Consider the following 14552-nt stretch of genomic DNA (forward strand, 5'->3'; position numbering starts at 1 on the left):
ACCGCGGCCCGGCCATGTGCCGACCGCCGCGCCGCCCGTGCGCGGCGCGACCGACTGACCGACCGATTCGAGGACTTCCAACGACATGAGCGACACGACCCACCTCGGCGGCGCACTGCCGCCGCTCTCTTCCGCCGGCGCGCGCGAGCCCGGCACGCGGTTCCGGATCGTGCCCGCGCGCCACCGGGCGCGCACGGCCGGCACCGTGCTCGCCGTCGTGCTGATCGCGATCGCGCTGCATTCGATCCTCGGCAACCCGCAATGGGGCTGGCCGGTGTTCGCCGAATGGTTCCTGTCGCCGCCGGTGCTGTCGGGGCTCGCGCGCACGCTGGTGCTGACGCTGCTCGGCGCGGTGTTCGGCTTCGTGCTCGGCGCGTTCGTCGCGCTGGCCCGGCTGTCGCGGTCGCGCCTGCTGTCCGCGAGCGCATGGACCTTCGTGTGGCTGTTCCGCTCGATTCCGCTGATCGTACTGCTGCTGATCCTGAACAACCTCGGCTACCTGTACGAGCATGTGCGGCTCGGCGTGCCGTTCACCGGCATCGTGTGGTTCGAAGCGCCGACGACCGACCTGATCAGCCCGTTCCTCGCGGCCGTGCTCGGCCTCACGCTGAACCACGCGGCGTTTTCCGCGGAAGTGATCCGCGGCGGCATTCTCGCGGTCGACCAGGGCCAGCTCGAGGCGGCCGCCGCGCTCGGGCTGCCGCGCGGCCGCCAGACCATGCGAATCGTGCTGCCGCAAGCGATGCGCGCGATCCTGCCGACCGCGTTCAACGACCTGATCACGCTCGCGAAAGGCACGTCGATGGTGTACGTGCTCGCGATGCCTGAGCTGTTCTACACGGTGCAGGTGATCTATCGCCGCAACCTCGAAGTGATTCCGCTGCTGATGGTCGCGACCGTCTGGTATTTGATCATCCTGACGGTGCTGTCGGCGATCCAGGTGCAGGTCGAGCGGCACTATGCGCGCGGCGCGCTGCGCAATCCGCCGCCGTCGGTGCTCACGTTCGCGCTCGCACGCATCGGCGTGCTGTGGCGGCGTGCCGCGTCGCGCCATTCGGCGTCGATCGCGCAGCAGGCCGAACGCAATACCGAAACCGTTGCCGCCGCCGTGCCGCGCGCCGGCGGCGAAGTGGCCGTGCATGGCGTATCGAAGCAGTTCGGCATGCAGCGCGTGCTCGACAACGTGTCGTTCGTCGCGCCGCGCGGCAGCGTGACCGCGATCGTCGGGCCGTCGGGCTCGGGCAAGTCGACGCTGCTGCGCACGATCAACCATCTCGAACGCGTCGACGACGGTTTCATCGACATCGACGGCGAACTGATCGGCTATCGCCGCGACGGCGACGTGCTCTACGAGCTGAAGGAGCGCGACGTGCTGAAGCGGCGCACGGCCGTCGGGATGGTGTTCCAGAATTTCAACCTGTTCCCGCACCTGACGGTGCTCGAGAACCTGATCGAGACGCCGATCGCCGTCGCCGGCGTCACGCGCGATGCGGCCGAGCGCACCGCACGCACGCTGCTCGCGCGCGTCGGTCTTGCGGATAAGGCCGATGCGTACCCGCGCCAATTGTCCGGCGGCCAGCAGCAGCGCGTCGCGATCGCGCGGGCGCTCGCGTTGCGTCCGAAGGTGCTGCTGTTCGACGAGCCGACGTCCGCGCTCGACCCGGAACTCGTCAACGAGGTGCTCGACGTGATCAAGGAACTCGCGCGCTCGGGCACGACGCTCGTGATCGTCACGCACGAGATCGGCTTCGCGCGCGAGGTCGCGGACAACGTGCTGTTCATGGAGCGCGGACGCATCGTCGAAGCCGGGCCGCCGGCCGTCGTGCTCGACGCGCCGTCGCATCCGCGCACGCGCGCGTTCCTGTCGCGGGTGCTGTGATGCGCATCCCTTCCGACAACCGGGGCGCCACACGATGATCGATCGACGTCAATTCATGACCGCCGCGCTGATCGCGGCATCCGGCGGCCTGTCGTCGCGCATCGCACACGCGGCGGCTGCAACCGCCGACCTCGACCCGCGCCAGGCCGGCCGGATTCGCGCGTCGCGCGACGACGCGGCCATCCGCGAGGCGAGCGGCTACCGCTGGGTGCGCGACGGCGCATTCACGGTTGCGATTTCACCGCACGCGCCCCCCGTATCGACCTACGCGACCGACGCACGCACCGTGGTCGGCGCCGATCCCGACTATGCGCAGCTCGTCGCCGATGCGCTCGGCCGCACGCTCGTACTGGTGCCGATCGCATGGGCCGACTGGCCGCTCGGGCTGACGTCCGGCAAGTACGACGCGGTGATCTCGAACGTCGGCGTGACCGAGAAGCGCAAGGAGAAATACGATTTCACGACCTACCGGCTCGGGCTGCACGGCTTCTATGTGCGCACCGGCAGCCCGATCGCGAAGATCGCCGAGCCGAAGGACATCGCGGGCCTGCGGATCATCACCGGTGCCGGCACGAGCCAGGAGCGCATCCTGCTCGAATGGAGCCGGCGCAACGTCGCTCAAGGATTGAAGGCGACCGAGCTGCTCTATTTCGACGACGACGCGACCGCGCGCGTCGCGCTGCTGTCGGGCCGCGCCGATGCGGAGCTGAACCCGAACGCGTCGCTCGCGTACGAGGCCGCGCGCAGCGGCAAGATCCGCCGCGTCGGCGTCGTCAATGCGGGCTGGCCGAACAATGCCGACGTCGCGATCGCAACGCGTCGCGGCAGCGGCCTCGCGCCCGCGCTGACGCTAGCGACGAATGCGCTGATCGGCAGCGGCTGGTATGGGCAGGCGCTCGCGAGATGGGGTTTGCAAAGCGAGGCGATCGCTCGGGCGGAAACCAATCCGCCGGGGTTGCCGTCGTTCTGAAGGCGTCGATGCGTCGATGCCTGAAATGACATCGCCCCGGCATTCCACAACGGAAATGCCGGGGCGAGTCGATGAAATACCGTTCGTCGCCTAGCCGAGCCTATGCCGTCACCGCCGCTTGATACCGGTCGAGCTCCGCGACATGCGCATGAATCGCCGGAATCAGGTCGCGCCCGTAGGCCAGCGCATCGTCGAGCGGATCGAACCCGCGAATCAGGAACGTCGACACGCCGAGCCGGTAGTACGCGCCGAGCGCCCGCGCGACCTGTTCGGGCGTGCCGACCAGCGCGGTCGAATTCCAGCGCGCACCGGTCAGGTTCGCGACACCCATCCACAAGCGCTCGTCGAGCACGTCGCCCTGCGCGGCGGCGGCCATCAACCGTTGCGAGCCCGCATTCTGCGGCGCGTGGCCGGCGATCGGCTGGCCGTTCGCGACCCGCGCCGCGCGTACGCGCTCGCGAATCGCCTCGGCCTTCTCCCACGCGGCGGCCTCGGTATCGGCGACGATCGGCCGAAACGACACGCTGATGCGCGGCGCGCGCCCGAACGGCGCGGCGGCGGCATGCACGCGCGCGATCTGCTCGCGCACCGATGCGAGCGGCTCGCCCCACGTCATGTAGACATCCGCGTGCTCGCCCGCGACCGCGAGCGCGGCCGGCGACGAGCCGCCGAAATAGATCGGCACGTGCGGCCGCTGCGCGCCCTTCACGAGCGGCGACGCGCCGCGCAGCCGGTAGAACTCGCCGTCGTGGTCGACCGGCGCGTCGGCCAGCCAGATCCGCTTCAGCACGTCGAGATATTCGCCGGTGCGGCGGTAGCGTGCATCGTGCGGCACGAAATCGCCGTCGCGCTGCAAGTCCGAATCGTCGCCGCCCGACACGACGTTCAGCGCGAGCCGGCCGCCGCTGAACACGTCGAGCGTCGCGATCTGCCGCGCGGCGACCGACGGCACGATCACGCCCGGCCGGTGCGCGAGCAGGATGCGGATGCGTTCGGTCGCGGCGGCCGCGAACGACGCGACGATGAAACCGTCCGCCGCGTTGCTGAAATGGCCGACCAGGATCTGGTCGAAGCCCGCCGCCTCGTGCGCGTGCGCGAAGCGGCGCACGTAGTCGGGCTGGACGGCCGCGCCGCCCGGTACGTCGACCTCCGCGCCGGGCGTCGCGGTGATCATGCCGATGATGTCGACTGGCATGTCGGGTTGTCCTTCTGGTTCTCGATCGGGAATCGGGGATGCGACCGCGCGATTACTGCGCGGCGGCCGTCTTTTGCGCAGGCGCCGCGAACGCACCCGCATACGAGCGGTCGAGCAGCTTCGACGTGTCGTACGCGGCCGGAATCACGCCGGCCTTGTGCAGGAAATCGGCCGTGTTCTGCGCGTCCTTCGCGGCCGTGTCGTCGACCGGGCCCACGCGCTGCTTCGCATTGTCGAGCCAGCGGTACGCGACGTCGGGCTCGAGCTTCGCGCGCTTCGACCATAGGTCCGCGTACTCGCGCGGATGGCTGTCGACCCACTGGCGTGCGGCCACGACGCGCTTCAGGAAATCGGTGATCTCCGCCCGCTTGCCCGACGCGGCCTGCTCGTTCGCGGCGACGAAGCTCAGCGCGGGCATCAGCCCCTGCGCGGTGGTGATGGGCCGCGCGCCCTGCCGCAACGCCAGCGTGCTGACGAACGGCTCCCACAGCGACACGGCATCGACCGAGCCGTTCGCGAGCGCGTTGGTCGCGTCGATCGGCATCAGGTACGCGTACTTGACCGAATCCGCGCGCAGGCCCGCGTGTTCGAGCGCGCGCAGCACGAGCTGCTGGCTCCATGCGCCGCGCCACACGGCGACGGTCTTGCCTTGCAAATCGGCCACGGTACGCACCGGCGAATTCTTCGGCACGAGGATCGCGACGCCGTCGAGGCTCTGCCGCGACACCGCGACGACCTTCACCGGCGCGCCGCGCGCGGCAAGTGTGAGCAGCGCGGAATCGCCGAGAAAGCCGATGTCGATCGCGTTGCCGTTCAGGCTCTCGGCGACCGGCGCGGCGGCCTGGAAGTGCTTCCACTCGATCGTGTAAGGCAGGTCCTTCAGCACGCCGGACGCCTCCATCGACGCCTGGATGTTGAAGTAGTTCTGTTCACCGACGCGCAGCGTGACGGTGTCTTTCGCGATGCCCGGCTGCGCGGCAAGCGCCAGCAAGAGCGCCGTGACGATTCGGCTCAGCAACGTGATCTCCCGGATGGTTGGCGGGCTGCCGCACGACGGCGGCGCCTCGTTGTCCGCCTTGCGCGACGGCCGGCGGAACGGATGGATCCGATGAAGATACGGCGATCCTCTTCATGAGACAAACGCAATATTCTTCTATGTAAAGATGCAAATATTTTATGGAACGAGCCGCGTCACGCGACACCGGACGCAGCCCTCCGCCACATATCGTTCGAATGATTCCTCGACAGATATTTCGCGCACGAAATAAATCCCGGACTATATTTCGCATACGAAATAACCATCTGGAACGAGGACGGCCATGACCTCCCAACCGATCGAGTTTTCCGCCATCGACGGCTATCCGCTGCGCGGCACGCTGTGGACGCCCGATGCCGAACCGCGCGCGCTGGTGCTGATCCATCCGGCGACGGCCGTGCCGGAGCGGCTGTATGCGGGCTTCGCGCGCTTCCTGACCGAACGCGGCTTCGCGGCATTGACCTACAACTACCGCGGCATCGGCGCGTCGCGGCCCGCGCGCCTGGGCGCGCTGCGAGCCCGCATGCGCGACTGGATGGAGCTCGACGTCGGCGCCGCGACCGCATGGGCACGGCAGGCATACGAAGGATTGCCGCTGCTGGCGGTCGGGCATAGCGTCGGCGGGCACGCGATCGGGCTTTCCGCGAGCACGACGCATCTGCGCGCGGCCGTGCTCGTCGCCGCGCATGCAGGCAGCACGCGACTGATCGCGCAGGCGGCCGAGCGCCTGAAGGTGCGGCTGATCCTGCGCGTGCTGGGCCCGCTGATGTCCGCGCTGCTCGGCTACGTGCCCGGCAAGCGGCTCGGGCTCGGCGAGGACCTGCCGGCCGGCGTGTTCCGCGAATGGAGCCGCTGGACGACGCTGCCGCACTATTTCTTCGACGATCCGACACTCGGCGCGGCCGATCGTTTCTCGAAACAGCGGCTGCCTGTCCTCGCGCTCGGCTTCGACGACGATCCGTGGGCGAACCCGGCCGCGATCGACCTGCTGGTAAGCTATCTGACCGGCGCGGCGGTCGAGCGCCGCCAGATCGATCCGCACGCGGCGGGCAGCGGCCCGGTCGGGCACATGGGCTTCTTCCGCAGCCGGCCCGGCACCGTGCTGTGGCCCGACCTGGCCGACTGGCTCGCGCAGGCACTCGACACGCCGCGCGCCGCCGGCCGTCCCTCCCTTTCCATTGCAGCCGGGAACCCAGCTTGAGCGAAAACCGACGACTGTTTTTCCTGTTGAACATCGGCCAGCGGCGCGTGCAGCGCTGGGTCGACCGCAAGGCCGAGACCGATACGCGCGCGAGCGCCGCGCAGGCCGGCGTGCTGTTCTGTCTCGCGAAGCAGGACGGCGCGCTGATCGGCGAAGTCGGCGCCGCGCTGCAGCTCGCGCCGTCCGCGATGACGGGGCTCGCCGACCGGATGGCGAAAGCCGGCCTGCTCGCGCGCCACGCCGATTCGAACGACGGCCGCGCGACGCGCCTGTACCTGACCGACGAAGGCCACACGGCGCTCAAGCGCGCGCGCGTGCTGCTGCGCGAATTGAACGAGAAGCTGTGCGACGGGTTTTCCGACGCGGAACTCGATATCGTCGCGCGCTGGCTGCACGCGTTGCAGGACCGGTTTCCGGCGGAGCGCTGAGCAGCGGCAACGCGGACGCCGCATCGCCTGCCGGCAGCGAATCGATTCGACAAAACCGGCTCGCGCCGGCCGCAATCGAAAGCGATTGCGATTCGCCTTTTCGATTCGATTTCCGCGCACTCGCGACGGCAAATTTTGCGTTCGCGCCGCGCCGCTCCGGCAACGCTTTCCGGCTACGCTCTGTTACAAAAAATTGCCTGCCGCGCCGCATCCGGATCATCTACATTGCAATCCACTTCTACGCATTCTTCGCCTGCCCGAACCGGCGTCCCAGCCGGGCGGCATCAACGACACATCCGTTACAAGCAATAAAACGAATAGGAGTCTTGACCGAAGTGCTGGCGGTATCCAGCGCACGCGGATCGCGGTGGCTGAAGCGGTATCCTGAACGACACGTCCCGGCGGCATGCATCGTGCGCGTCGCCGCGGCGCCCCGATCCGGCGGCCTGTGCCGCCGCGCATCGGCTCGCGCTGCCTCGTTCCGCCGCACCATCGCGGCCGCACGTCAACGAGGAGCAGTTCATGCGACGCACTATCGTGTCCCACCCGCTTTTCACCTGCCTGCCCGCCGTGATGGCGCTGGCCTGTGCCGCCGCGCACGCCGATCCCGTGCTCGTGTCCGGCCCCAGTCCATACGCCGCCTGCACCATAGGCGGGCCCGGCACCGTCTATGTGAATGCCGAGGTCGAACCCTGGCTTTCGGTCAATCCGGCAAACCCGACGAACATGATCGGCGTATGGCAGCAGGACCGCTGGTCGAACGGCGGCGCGCACGGGCTCGTCGCCGGCTATACGTTCGACGGCGGCGCGACCTGGGCGCGGACGACTCAGCCGTTCAGCGCGTGCGCGCCGGGCGGGCTCAAGTACGAGCGCGCGTCCGACCCATGGGTGTCCTTCGGCCCGGACGGCACCGCGTATTCGGTATCGATCTCGTTCAACCAGTCGAACAACAGCAACGCGGTCGCGGCATCGGTATCGGCCGACGGCGGGCAGACGTGGAGCAGCCCCGCATTGCTGATGGCGGACAACGAACCGACCACGCAGTTCTTCAACGACAAGGAATCGGTGACGGCGAACCCGGTGAAGGCCGGCACCGCATACGCGGTATGGGACCGCCTCGAACTGCCGAACGGCAATCCGTACGCGAACCTGCATACGCAGGCGTTCCGCGGGCCGACGCTGTTCTCGAAGACGACCGACGGCGGCAAGACCTGGAGCAAGGCGAAGGTCATCGTCCACGTGCCGTCGCGCCAGCAGACGATCGGCAACCAGATCGTCGTCGATCCGAAAAGCGGCACGCTGTACGATTTCTTCAACCTGATCCAGCCGCCGTTCAGCAAGGCCGCGGGCAAGGTCGCGTTCATCAAGTCGACCGACGACGGCGCAACCTGGACACAGCCGCAGGTGATCGCGGGGCTGCAGACGGTCGGCGTGACGGACCCGAACACCGGCGAACCCGTGCGCACCGGCGACATCATTCCCGAGCCCGCGATCGATCCCGCATCGGGCCAGCTTTACGTCGTATGGCAGGACAGCCGCTTCAACGGCGGCAAGTACGACGAGGTCGCGCTATCGACGTCGAAGGACGGCGGCGCATCCTGGAGCGCGCCGCTGCAGATCAACACGCCGACCGGCCGGCCGGCCTTCAATCCGTCGGTGCGCGTCGACAACGCGGGCGCCGTGATGGTCACCCACTACGACTTCCGCGACCTGCTGGCCGGGAACACGACGACGCTGCCGACGGGCTTCTGGCGCAAGATCTCGCACGACGGCGGCGCCACGTTCAGCGACGAGCGGCGCGTCGGCGGACCGTTCGACATGAAGCTCGCGCCGAACGCGGAAGGCTTCTTCATCGGCGACTACCAGGGCCTCGACGTCGGCCCGTCGTCGTCGTTCCATCCGTTCTTCGTCCAGACCAGCGCGGGCAACCTGACGAACCGCACGGACGTGTTCTTCGCCCAATGATGTGAACCAGGCTGCACGGCCGCCGTCGCGACGTGATCCGTCGCGCGGCGGCCGCGCGCGTCACTGCATCTCGGTCAGCACGATGCGCCCGTCGACCTTGCCTTCGCGTAACTTCGCGAACACGTCGTTGATGTTGCCGAGCCGGTCGCGATGGATATGCGCGCGCACCAGGCCGTCGGCCGCGAAGTCGAGCGATTCCTGCAGGTCGCGGCGCGTGCCGACGATCGAGCCGCGCACGGTGATGCCGTTCAGCACCGTCGAGAAGATCGGCAACGGGAAATCGCCGGGCGGCAGCCCGTTGAGCGCGACCGTGCCGCCGCGCCGCACCATCCCGAGCGCCTGCGCGAACGCGCTGCGCGACACCGCCGTGACCAGCACGCCGTGCGCACCGCCGATCTCTTTCTGGATCACCTTCGCCGGATCGTCGACCGATGCGTCGATCGTCAGTTCCGCGCCGAGCTGCCGCGCGAGCGCGAGCTTGTCGGGCGAAATGTCGATCGCGGCAACGTGCAGGCCCATCGCGCGTGCATATTGCACCGCCACGTGCCCGAGGCCGCCGACGCCGGAGATCGCGAGCCACTGACCGGGGCGCGTATCGGTGACGCGAATGCCCTTGTAGACGGTCACGCCCGCGCACAGGATCGGCGCGATCTCGTCGAACGCGACCTTCGCCGGCAGATGGCCGACGTAGTCGGGATCGGCCAGCACGTATTCCGCATAGCTGCCGTTCACCGAATAGCCGGTGTTCTGCTGGTCGTGACACAGCGTTTCCCAGCCCGTATAGCAGTACTCGCAATGTCCGCAGGCCTTGTAAAGCCATGGCACGCCGACGCGGTCGCCCTCGCGCACGTGCGTGACGCCCGCGCCGACCGCCGCGACGATGCCCACGCCTTCATGCCCCGGAATGAACGGCAGCGACGGCTTCACGGGCCAGTCGCCGTCGGCCGCGTGCAGATCGGTATGGCAGACGCCCGTCGCCTTGATGTTGACGAGGATCTGGCCGGGGCCCGGCGTCGGCACGGGCACTTCCTCGATACGCAACGGTTCGCCGAATGCGTGCACCACGGCGGCTTTCATGGTTTGCGTCATGCGTCGCTCCTGTCTGGTCGATGAGCGATCCAGTATCCGGTTTCGGAATCGGAGGACGTTGATACGTATCAACGCGATGCGCGCCATCCGCAAATCGCGGCTGCTTCATCGCGCCGCACGGCGGCGCGACGCGGTCGGGCGCGCGGCGCTTCGCTCCACGCCGTGCCGGTCGCACTCGCAGGCGATCTTCAGCCGGAACGCCTTCCGCTCGAACCGATATTTCGACGACCAGACGGAAGTCGTACGCTCCGCTGACATCCGGCTTGGAATTTGAAATGATATAACATATCATTTCGCGTGCTCGTCCGCCTGACGCCTTTCCTCCCGGGTGGCCGAGCGTCGCCGAGCCATGTTCCAACGGGTCACCGCGCGTCGTTGACGCAACAATATATCGTATCCAGCTGTGACCCGCATCGCTCGTTATCCGATCCGATTCCAACCGATTCACCGACCATGCGCGACCTCCCTCGTCTACCGCTTCGCCCGCTTTCGCCCCTTTCGCTGATGCTGCTCGCCGCCGCCGCGCACGCGCAGACCGATGCACCCGCCGCATCGGGCACGCCTTCGGCTACCGCGCTCGCGCCGATCTTCGTGACCGCGAACCCGCTCGGCGATACCGAGCTGATCTCGCCGACCGTCCAGCTTTCCGGCGACGCGCTGACGCGCCGCCAGGCCGATTCGCTCGGCGAAACGCTGAACGGGCTGCCCGGCGTGTCGACCACCACCTACGGGCCGATGGTCGGCCGCCCGATCATCCGCGGCATGGACGGCGACCGGATCCGGCTGCTGCAGAACGGCGTCGCGTCCTACGACGCGTCGTCGCTGTCGTACGACCATGCGGTACCGCAGGATCCGCTGTCGATCGAACGCGTCGAGATCGTGCGCGGCCCGGCCGCGCTGCTGTACGGCGGCAACGCGGTGGGCGGCGTCGTCAACACGATCGACAACCGGATTCCGCGCGAAGCGATCGAAGGCGTGACGGGTGCGCTCGACGCGCGCTACGGCGGCGCGAATTCCGTGCGCGCGGGTGCCGCGCAGGTCGAAGGCGGCAACGGCCGCTTCGCGTTCCACGTCGACGCGTTCGACCGCGAAACGAGCAAGCTGCGGATTCCCGGCTACGCACGCAGCAGCGCACAACGCGCGATCGACGGCCCCGATACGCCGCAGCCGGAAGGCAGCGTGCCGAACAGCGACGGCCGCGTGCACGGCGGCGCGGTGGGCGCGTCGTACACGTGGGCGGACGGCTTCGCGGGCCTGTCGTACAGCGGCTACGAATCGAACTACGGCTCCGTCGCGGAGAGCGACGTGCGGCTGCGGATGCGCCAGGAACGCCTCGCGCTCGCGTCCGAGGTGCGCAACCTGAGCGGGCCGTTCACGAAGCTGAAATTCGACTTCGCGTATACCGACTATCGCCACAAGGAAGTCGACAACGGCGAGACGGCGACCACCTTCCGCAACCGCGGCTACGAGGCGCGCATCGAGGCGCGGCATCGCAGGATCGGCCCGTTCGAAGGCGCGATCGGCGTGCAGTTCGGCCAGAACACGTTTTCCGCGCTCGGCGACGAGACGCTCGTGCCGTCCACCCGCACCAACAGCGTCGCGCTGTTCGGCCTCGAGGAATGGCAGGTCGTCCCGGCGCTGAAGCTGTCTCTCGGCGGCCGCTTCGAGCACGTGAATGTCGACCCCGATCCGGCCGGCGTCGAGAAATTCGCGGGTGCGCAGCCGCGCGATTTCAATGCGGGCAGCCTGTCGGCCGGCGCGCTGTTTTCGCTGACGCCCGTGTGGTCGGTCGCGGCGAACGTCGCGTACACCGAACGCGCGCCGACCTTCTACGAGCTGTATTCGAACGGCCCGCACGATGCGACCGGCCAGTTCCTGATCGGCAACCCGAACGCGTCGAAGGAAAAGGCCGTGTCGACCGACCTGTCGCTGCGCTATGCGAGCGGCCCGAACCGCGGCAGCGTCGGCGTGTTCTACAACCGCTTCTCGAACTACCTGACCGAGTACAACACCGGCCGCGTCGTGAACGACGACGGCGAGCCCGTCACGCCCGGCGCCGACGGCTCGCTGAACGAAGCGATCTATCGCGGCGTGCGCGCCGAGTTCTACGGCATCGAGCTGGACGGCAAATGGCGCGCGTTCTCGCGGCGCGGCCATACGGTCGACCTGGAACTGACGGCCGACTACACGCACGCGCGCAACGTCGACACGGGCCAGCCGCTGCCGCGCATCGCGCCGCTGCGCGCGACGCTCGCGGCCGACTACGGTTACGGCCCGTTCGGCGCGCGTGCGCAGGTCACGCACGCGTGGTCGCAGCATCGCGTGCCCGACAACGACTTCTCGACGGACGGCTACACGTCGCTCGGCGTGATGCTGACCTACAAGTTCCGCGTCGGCGCGACGCACTGGCTCGCGTACCTGCGCGGCGACAACCTGACGAACCAGGAAATCCGCTATTCGACTTCGGTCGTGCGCGGCTTCGCGCCCGAAGGCGGCCGCAGCGTGATGGCCGGGTTGCGCACTACGTTCTGAGTGCCGTGCGGCCCGCCGGAACTTGCGCACGCGGCGTTCGCCCGCACAAGTTCCGGCCCCGCCCGTCGCGAGATGCAGCGCACATCGCGCGGCATCTCGCCGTTTCCCCTGCGCCGACGCAGACTTTTAAAACTGGCGAATGACGAGTATCCTAAAAAAAGCACTCCCCGTTCGGACGGCGAATCGCGTGCCCTGATTCCCGTCCGATCGCATTGCGGCCCCATCGCATCGCGCGCAGCGCGCCGATGGCGGCGTCCGCTTCGCGCCCCGGCCGCACGAACCTTCCCCCAACAATCGTCAGGAGAGCTGGTGAGCCGACTCGTCGTCGTATCCAATCGCATCGCAGATCCCCGTAAAGCCGCGGCCGGCGGCCTCGCCGTCGCCGTGAAGGACAGCCTGCAGGAAACCGGCGGCGTCTGGTTCGGCTGGAGCGGCAGGCTACGCGGCGCCGACGATCAGCCCTCGCACGGCGAAGAGGTGCAGATCCAGAACGTCGGCGGGATCCAGCTCGCGACGATCGACCTCGACCCGCAGGACTACGACGCTTACTACCTCGGCTATTCGAACAACGTGCTGTGGCCGGTGTTCCACTATCGGCTCGATCTCGCGCAGTTCGACCGGCGCTTCGCCGACGGCTACCGGCGCGTGAACCAGCTGTTCGCGCGCAAGCTGCGCACGCTGCTGCGCCCCGACGACGTCGTCTGGGTGCACGACTACCAGCTGATACCGCTCGCCGCCGAGCTGCGCGCGATGGGCTGCACGAATCCGATCGGCTTCTTCCTGCATATCCCGATGCCGCCGCCGCCGATCATGGCCGCGATCCCCGAACACGAATGGCTGATGCGCTCGCTGTTCGCGTACGACCTCGTCGGCTTCCAGACCGAATCGGATCTGCTCCACTTCGAGCATTACGTCGAAGCGGAAGCCGGCGCCGCGCGGCTGCCGGATGGCCGCCTGCGCGCGTTCGGCCGCACGCTGTCGGCCGGCGCGTTTCCGATCGGCATCAACGTCGACGAGTTCGAGTCGCTCGCCCGCGATCGCGACGGCATCGACATGTTCGACCGGATGCGCGATGAATATTCGCGCCGCCAGTTGCTGGTCGGCGTCGACCGGCTCGACTACACGAAGGGGCTGCCGCAGCGCGTGCATGCGTTCCGCCAGTTGCTCGAGCAGTATCCGGAGAACCGCAACCGCGCGACGCTGATCCAGATCGCCGCGCCGAGCCGCGAGGATCTGGGCGCATACGACGACCTGCGGCGCGAGATGGACAGCCTGTGCGGCGCGATCAACGGCGACTACGGCGAACTCGAATGGATGCCGATGCGCTACATTCACCGCACCGTCGCGCGCAAGCGCTTGCCGGGCCTGTATCGCGCGAGCCGCGTCGCGCTCGTCACGCCGCTGCGCGACGGGATGAACCTCGTCGCGAAGGAGTTCCTCGCCGCGCAGGACGCGGCCGACCCGGGCGTGCTCGTGCTGTCGCGCTTCGCGGGTGCGGCCGAGCAATTGAAGCCGGCGCTGCTCGTCAATCCGTACGACACGCAAGGCACCGCGCAGGCGATCCAGCGCGCGCTCGCGATGCCGCTCGAAGAACGCCGCCAGCGTCACTCCGCGCTGATGGCGATCGTGCGCAAGACCGACGTGCACTGGTGGCGCACGCGTTTTCTCGAAGCGCTCGCCGAAGCGGCCGAAGTCGCGGCGGCCACCGAGCACTGACGCGCACTCACATATCCGTCGCCGCGTATTCGAGCGCCGCGCCGTTCACGTCGCACACATCGACCGAGATCGGGATGCCCGCACGTATGCTCTCGGTCACCACGCAATACGCATCGAACTGATCGAGCACGCGCGTCGCCGCCGCGAGATCGGCCCACGTCTTGCCGATCGACAGCCGCACGGCCATCGCGCCCACGCGCACCCTGCCCGCTTCGTTCTGCGCCATGTCGACGTCGATTCGCGCGGTGACCGGCTCCGGATCGACATGCTGCCGGTTCAGCGCGAACAGCAGGCTCGCCGCGAGACAGCTGGCGACCGACGCGGCAAGCAGCCGGATCGGGTTCGGCCCGCGCCCGTCGCCGAGCGGCGGCGGTTCATCGATGAGCACCGGCGACAACGTCGTGCCGGCAAACGTGACTTCGAAGCCGAATCGCGCCTGCTGCGCGACTTCGACCGATACGTGCGCCTCGCTCATGGCGACTCCGTAGCTGGAAAGAGGGATAGGAATTCCGGCGCATCGCCGCATCGACACGCGCCGGCC

General features: G+C 68.3%; 11 protein-coding genes. 7 read left to right on the plus strand and 4 right to left on the minus strand.

Annotation, left to right across the window (positions count from 1 at the left end):
* Positions 1 to 85 precede the first annotated feature (85 nt).
* Together MRS60_RS34965 and MRS60_RS20350 are read left to right on the plus strand one after the other, a co-directional pair.
* The gene (locus MRS60_RS34965; RefSeq protein ID WP_279388973.1) at positions 86 to 1879 is read left to right on the plus strand and encodes an amino acid ABC transporter permease/ATP-binding protein; all 1794 of its coding nucleotides are present in this window, start codon (positions 86 to 88) and stop codon (positions 1877 to 1879) included.
* A 34-nt stretch (positions 1880 to 1913) separates the two neighbouring features.
* Positions 1914 to 2849 (plus strand): ABC transporter substrate-binding protein, encoded by a 936-nt coding sequence (locus MRS60_RS20350; RefSeq protein ID WP_243566536.1) that lies wholly within the window; start codon positions 1914 to 1916, stop codon positions 2847 to 2849.
* A 100-nt stretch (positions 2850 to 2949) separates the two neighbouring features.
* Here MRS60_RS20350 and MRS60_RS20355 read toward each other — a convergent pair whose 3' ends face one another.
* Together MRS60_RS20355 and MRS60_RS20360 are read right to left on the minus strand one after the other, a co-directional pair.
* Entirely contained in the window at positions 2950 to 4044 is a 1095-nt protein-coding gene (locus tag MRS60_RS20355) for an LLM class flavin-dependent oxidoreductase (protein WP_243566537.1), read from the minus strand.
* Positions 4045 to 4096: 52 nt separating this feature from the next.
* Entirely contained in the window at positions 4097 to 5062 is a 966-nt protein-coding gene (locus MRS60_RS20360; protein WP_105391918.1) for an ABC transporter substrate-binding protein, read from the minus strand.
* 301 nt (positions 5063 to 5363) lie between these two features.
* On the opposite strand from MRS60_RS20360, the gene MRS60_RS20365 reads away from it, so the two are divergent.
* The 3 genes from MRS60_RS20365 to MRS60_RS20375 all read left to right on the plus strand — a co-directional run bounded on the left by MRS60_RS20365 (position 5364) and on the right by MRS60_RS20375 (position 8674).
* Entirely contained in the window at positions 5364 to 6281 is a 918-nt protein-coding gene (locus MRS60_RS20365; RefSeq protein ID WP_243566538.1) for an alpha/beta hydrolase family protein, read from the plus strand.
* Complete coding sequence (locus tag MRS60_RS20370; RefSeq protein ID WP_243566539.1) at positions 6278 to 6709, plus strand: MarR family winged helix-turn-helix transcriptional regulator; 432 nt, start codon at positions 6278 to 6280, stop codon at positions 6707 to 6709. Before MRS60_RS20365 ends, MRS60_RS20370 begins: the two co-directional genes overlap by 4 nt.
* 522 nt (positions 6710 to 7231) lie before the next feature.
* Entirely contained in the window at positions 7232 to 8674 is a 1443-nt protein-coding gene (locus tag MRS60_RS20375; RefSeq protein ID WP_034180155.1) for a sialidase family protein, read from the plus strand.
* 60 nt (positions 8675 to 8734) lie between these two features.
* Here MRS60_RS20375 and adhP read toward each other — a convergent pair whose 3' ends face one another.
* Positions 8735 to 9763, minus strand: a complete 1029-nt coding sequence (adhP, locus tag MRS60_RS20380) for an alcohol dehydrogenase AdhP (protein WP_034180156.1) — start codon at positions 9761 to 9763, stop codon at positions 8735 to 8737.
* 453 nt (positions 9764 to 10216) lie between these two features.
* Between adhP and MRS60_RS20385 the strand changes: the two genes are divergently transcribed.
* Positions 10217 to 12295 (plus strand): TonB-dependent receptor, encoded by a 2079-nt coding sequence (locus MRS60_RS20385; RefSeq protein WP_243566540.1) that lies wholly within the window; start codon positions 10217 to 10219, stop codon positions 12293 to 12295.
* Positions 12296 to 12604: 309 nt separating this feature from the next.
* Positions 12605 to 14011: an alpha,alpha-trehalose-phosphate synthase (UDP-forming) gene (gene otsA / locus MRS60_RS20390; RefSeq protein ID WP_034180159.1), complete on the plus strand. Its 1407-nt coding sequence runs from the start codon at positions 12605 to 12607 to the stop codon at positions 14009 to 14011.
* A gap of 7 nt (positions 14012 to 14018) precedes the next feature.
* On the opposite strand, the gene MRS60_RS20395 is transcribed toward otsA, so the two are convergent.
* A complete protein-coding gene (locus MRS60_RS20395) occupies positions 14019 to 14486 on the minus strand; it encodes an OsmC family protein (RefSeq protein ID WP_034180160.1) in 468 nt (155 codons plus the stop codon).
* Between the last annotated feature and the right edge of the window lie 66 nt (positions 14487 to 14552).

Origin of the sequence: Burkholderia pyrrocinia, assembly GCF_022809715.1 — a bacterium.
Taxonomy (GTDB): Bacteria; Pseudomonadota; Gammaproteobacteria; order Burkholderiales; family Burkholderiaceae; genus Burkholderia; species Burkholderia pyrrocinia_C.

Excerpts from the sequence above, each read along its gene's own strand:
- MRS60_RS34965 (WP_279388973.1), top strand. The coding sequence starts at position 86 with ATGAGCGACACGACCCACCTCGGCGGCGCACTGCCGCCGCTCTCTTCC.
- MRS60_RS20350 (WP_243566536.1), top strand. The coding sequence starts at position 1,914 with ATGATCGATCGACGTCAATTCATGACCGCCGCGCTGATCGCGGCATCC.
- MRS60_RS20355 (WP_243566537.1), bottom strand. The coding sequence starts at position 4,044 with ATGCCAGTCGACATCATCGGCATGATCACCGCGACGCCCGGCGCGGAG.
- MRS60_RS20365 (WP_243566538.1), top strand. The coding sequence starts at position 5,364 with ATGACCTCCCAACCGATCGAGTTTTCCGCCATCGACGGCTATCCGCTG.
- MRS60_RS20375 (WP_034180155.1), top strand. The coding sequence starts at position 7,232 with ATGCGACGCACTATCGTGTCCCACCCGCTTTTCACCTGCCTGCCCGCC.
- adhP (WP_034180156.1), bottom strand. The coding sequence starts at position 9,763 with ATGACGCAAACCATGAAAGCCGCCGTGGTGCACGCATTCGGCGAACCG.
- MRS60_RS20385 (WP_243566540.1), top strand. The coding sequence starts at position 10,217 with ATGCGCGACCTCCCTCGTCTACCGCTTCGCCCGCTTTCGCCCCTTTCG.
- MRS60_RS20395 (WP_034180160.1), bottom strand. The coding sequence starts at position 14,486 with ATGAGCGAGGCGCACGTATCGGTCGAAGTCGCGCAGCAGGCGCGATTC.